This is a genomic window from Methylorubrum podarium, assembly GCF_022179745.1.
In the GTDB taxonomy this organism is placed as follows: domain Bacteria; phylum Pseudomonadota; class Alphaproteobacteria; order Rhizobiales; family Beijerinckiaceae; genus Methylobacterium; species Methylobacterium podarium.
In genome coordinates this window covers 1-4,468 of sequence record NZ_BPRD01000595.1, presented here as the reverse complement: position 1 = coordinate 4,468, position 4,468 = coordinate 1, and the positions used below count along the sequence as shown (strand labels likewise).

The following is a 4,468-nucleotide window of genomic DNA, read 5'->3' as shown; positions in this document are numbered from 1 at the left end:
CTGGGACAAGGCCGAGCAGACCTCCAGGAACCTCATGCAGGTCATCGAACGCGACATCGCCCGCAACGTCGAGATCATCGACCTTTCGCTGCGGGCCGTCGTCGACAACCTGCGCGCGCCCGAGACCGCGGAAGCGAGCCCGAAGGCACGGCAGATGATCCTGTTCGACCGTGCCGCGAGCGCCAGGGACCTCGGCGTGATGCTGGTCCTGGACGGGAACGGCGACAGCAGCCTCGTGATCACTCAGAACCAGTACGCTGCCTGTGTCGCTGCTCGCTCAGACGTGATCACCGCGCAAACCCAGCTTCAGACAACCGAAGCCTTGAGCATTGCGGTCGAGCTCAGCCGGGCGACACTGACGACGAACAAATGAAGACTATGAGAAGTCGCCTCGCAGATGATGACGCAACTAGATCGCAAAATCGATATCAGACTGAGCCGAAACCGGATCTACCGTTGAGCATCCGGCCCCGACGACAAATAATAGTATAGCAGGCACACTCGACCGTGCTCAGTAACCGTAGTGGTAATCAAAGCTCGGAGCGTAACCACAACCGTAGTGGCCGTAGTATGGGCTGTGCGCCACGAGCCCATCGAGCGCCAAGCCACCGATCAATCCAGCTGCAACGGGGACCCCGTAGTAACCCCGCCTATGGCCGTAATGTCCGTGTCCTCTGCGGTAGCCGCGACCGCTATAGTAGCGGCGCCCATAGCCAAAACCACCATACCCATAAGTGCGACCGTGGCCGCCATAGTACCTGTGGCCTCCGCCATGGCCGCCATGAAACCCATGTCCTCCGCCATAGCCGCCATGATGGCCTTCAGCCTGGGCCGCACTCGGAATGGCCACGAGGCTGATGACGAGCGTGACCGTCAGAAGGCCGACACTCAGTGCCGTCTTCACCCTACCAAGACGAGCCATAACTATTTCTCCTTTGCGTTGCGCGTCCCTTCCCGAAGACTCGTTTGAGCGGGTCAAGGCCCTCTGCCTTGCCCAACGCCTGAACGCACGGGTGCGATCCGGCAGGCTCTGCTGAATGGTGTTTTCATCCCACCTCGCCCGCGCGCTTGGCAGGAGCGTTCCATCACATGACTTCGAAGAAAGCAAATAAGGTGAAGAGTTATACAGTAATAAAAATATATTTTATAGCCACAGCTAAGCTGTAAATTCCCCTTGTTTGTACGTCAGCTTCAGAAGCAACTGAATTGATCTGTGCTAGTCGGCCTAGACAATATCGTTGAAATGTAGACGAGGGGCGACCTGTAATGGCCACCCGTCGCTTATTCACAGCTCTTTTTATCTCAAGGCGTCAGTGACGTTCCCGCGGGGCATCGCCATGGTGTCCCTCTCGACGCTCTTCGTGGTGCTCTCTGCGAGGTTCATGATGGCCGCCCTCGCTACGCTCTTCGACAACGCGTCGTCCGTGGCTATCGCCTTCCACCCGAACCCCGCCCGGATTGACATCGATATGCTGAGCGAAGACTGCTGTTGGAGATACGGCAAAGGCCGCAGCGATCATTGCTCTTGCTGACTTTTTCATCACGACATCATTCTCCTGTGCTCGGATTTGGAAGAAAAAACATGGCTGTGCTTTGCTTCCGGATCGGATTTCGTTACGTCGGAGAATTATTCTGAGTAACGAACTATTTGCCGTCATCCGATGACTGAGTCCCGCCAACCTCGCCTAATGCTTGGGCTCAAGACAATCTTTGCGGGATCAAGCTTCTAGTTTGTGTCCCTAGTGGCCACCACCCCTGTGATGACCGCCGCCACCCGAGCGTCCGTGCCCACCGGAATAGCCATGTCGCCGACCGCCGCCGTGCCCACTGTACGATCTGCGATGTCCGCCGCCATAGCCGTGCCGACCGCCGCCACCGTGACCGCCGTAGCCGCCACCATGACCGCGGGAATGACCGTAGCCATGGCCTTGGGCGGCTGCCGGTTCGGGGATTGTTGCCAAGCCAAAGCCTAGTGCGAGCGCAGCAAAGCCAGCGATGAGTGAGGCTCTGAATTTAGACGTACGTGTCATGGAATAAACTCCGCAATTACGGGGATCGATTTCGTGTGGCGACCTTGGCAGGTTCAACGACCGCCGCCGAAGACGATGTGAACAGCGAGCGGCGGCGGGTGCGCATTTCCTACAGGCACGTAACGCTCGACGGGACGGAAAAGTCGAAGTCTCGTTCCAAAATGATCCGCAAACGGCCGTTTTCGGCGCAAAGCCGGCGACGAGCGAGGCAACCAGGAATTGCTGCGCTTAAATTGTCCCGCATCTCTGCTGCACAATCAGCGTACCCATAATACCAATCGGTACGGGTGAGGACTCGCGGGTTTACGCGGAAGCGGCGGATGTGATTCGATGTGGCAAGCTAGGAGGTTTGCCATGTCGAAGGCCGTGGATCTGCGCGAGGATTTCGATGCGGATACCCTGCGACGTCTGGCGCGGAAGAGCCGCGATGCCGGTCAGAGCCGGCGGCTTCTCGCGCTGGCCGCGATCTACGAGGGTGGGAGCCGGACGCAGGCCTCGCGGATCGGCGCGGTCGGCCTGCAGACGGTGCGCGACTGGGTGCTGGCCTTCAACGCGGCCGGGCCGGACGGCCTGATCGAGCGCAAGAAGCCCGGCCCGCGGTTCAAGCTCGACGCGGCCCAGCGGCAGGCGCTCGCGGTTGCCATCGAGGAAGGGCCGGACCTGCAACGGGACGGCGTGGTGCGCTGGCGGCTGAAGGACTTGGCGGCTTGGCTGTTCGCGCGCTTCGGCGTCAGCCTCGACGAGAGCAGTGTCGGACGGGAGGTGAAGCGGATGGGCTATGCCAAGCTGTCGGCCCGTCCGCGCCATCATCAGCAGGACCCGGCGGCGCTGACGGCGTTTAAAAAAACCTCCCCGCCCGCGTGAGCGCGATCCGCGCCCAACTGCCAGTCGACACGCCGCTCGAACTCTGGTGGCAGGACGTCCTTCGAGAGCCTCAGGATGAGAGCCCGCGTCGGTCAGAAGAACACGGTCCCGCGCCGGTGGGCGCGCAAGGGCAGCCGGCCCACGGCGCCCAAGGATCAGCGCACGGCGTCCGCCTACATCTTCGGGGCGATCTGTCCCGAGAAGGGCAAGGACGCCGGTCTCGTCCTGCCCCGCTGCGCCACACCGGCCATGAACGCGCATCTGGCCGAAATCAGCCGCGCCGTCGATCCCGGCGCGCACGCCGTCCAAATCCTCGACGGCGCCGGCTGGCACGTCGCCGCCGACCTCGTCGTCCCCGACAACTTCACCTTGCTGACGCTGCCGTCTCATGCGCCCGAACTCAACCCGGTCGAGAATGTCTGGCAGTTCCTGCGCGAGAACTGGCTCGGCGACCGGATCTTCGACTCCTACGAGGACATCCTCGATCAATGCTGCGAGGCTTGGAACAAGCTCGTCGCACAGCCTTGGATGATCATGTCGCTCGGACTGCGCGAATGGGCCTATCGGTTATGAACCATGCCGATTGGTATTAGCCGGCGCTTGGACCACGTGCGTTCTGAGGAGTTCTGGGATCGCGTGATGCACGAAGCCTACGAGATCCTGCCTGCGCAAGGCAGCATGTCGGTTGCGGACATCATGGTTCGGCTGCGAATGACGACGCTGAAGGGCGGCCGCTTGGTCAAGGAAGCGCTATCCGAGGGGATGCCGCGCAAGAAGATCGAGATCAGCGTCGAATACGAGCGATACTTCCAGAGGGTTGGCAAGGACGCCTATGCGCGCCTCCCAGGCTGGGACGGCGCGCTGGGCAAGCGGACGCGCGCCGGGTAGGGTTGGCGAAGTGTCCGGCGCCTCCCGAGAGCGCCGGCGGGCTAAACTCACCTGGACCTCAGGAAGGATTGGCGCAGCTTCGGCCCTGCGTCACCAAAGGTCCTCCTCGTCGAGACGCTGCAGGGCCGAAACATGCAGCCGCAAGCTGTCCGATAGCTCGCCTCGGACCAAGGCGAGGTCCCCGAGTTCGTCGAACGCGACGTCGAGCAGTTCGGGACCCATCACCTCGACGAAGGCTCCTTGGGTCTCCTCATCGTATTCGGTGGATTCGACGACGCGATCTGATACCGCCCTCAGCCTGCCCAACCGTTCCCTGGTCGGCGGAAGGCGCCGGCGTGTGGCCCTTCCGGTTGAGCTTGACGGAGCCTTATCCTGCTCAACGTCGCGCGGACTCGCGTGCCTCATCGTCTCACTCCCGTTGCTAGAGTGCGCTTCGTGTCTGGGGAACCGGAGTCGTAAATCGTCTGACACCGGTCGCGGCCATGTGCTCGCGGTCGGGCGGTTGATCTGCAGGGCGGGGCAGCCTACCGCCCGGGGGACTTCGACGTCGCGATACCGTCCGACCACTGGCGCAGGGGCAGCCAAACCCTATCGGCACTTGGCGGCACCAGCGTCGTATTTATATCGCCAGTATATTCTACCGCCGATCCGCCTGCTTGACCATCACCCTCGCCGCGCCGGACCAG

Annotated in this window: 2 protein-coding genes and 2 pseudogenes; 3 read left to right on the top strand and 1 reads right to left on the bottom strand. The window is 61.8% G+C overall.

The genetic code is table 11. The annotated features are described in order from the left end of the window. From MFF42_RS24225 to MFF42_RS24215, 3 genes and pseudogenes are all read left to right on the top strand, one after another. Positions 1-355: pseudogene (locus MFF42_RS24225) on the top strand (hypothetical protein); the annotation flags it as partial. A 2,029-nt stretch (positions 356-2,384) separates the two neighbouring features. Next, positions 2,385-3,467, top strand: a pseudogene (locus MFF42_RS24220) (IS630 family transposase). Between the two features lie 66 nt (positions 3,468-3,533). Next, positions 3,534-3,782, top strand: coding sequence for a hypothetical protein (locus tag MFF42_RS24215; RefSeq protein ID WP_003596801.1), 249 nt, complete (start codon positions 3,534-3,536; stop codon positions 3,780-3,782). 90 nt (positions 3,783-3,872) lie between these two features. Here MFF42_RS24215 and MFF42_RS24210 read toward each other — a convergent pair whose 3' ends face one another. Next, positions 3,873-4,088 carry a hypothetical protein gene (locus MFF42_RS24210; protein ID WP_017484359.1) on the bottom strand — a complete coding sequence of 72 codons (216 nt, stop codon included), beginning with the start codon at positions 4,086-4,088 and terminating at the stop codon, positions 3,873-3,875. Between the last annotated feature and the right edge of the window lie 380 nt (positions 4,089-4,468).

Coding starts and splice junctions, on each gene's coding strand:
- MFF42_RS24215 (WP_003596801.1), top strand. CDS start 3,534: ATGCACGAAGCCTACGAGATCCTGCCTGCGCAAGGCAGCATGTCGGTT.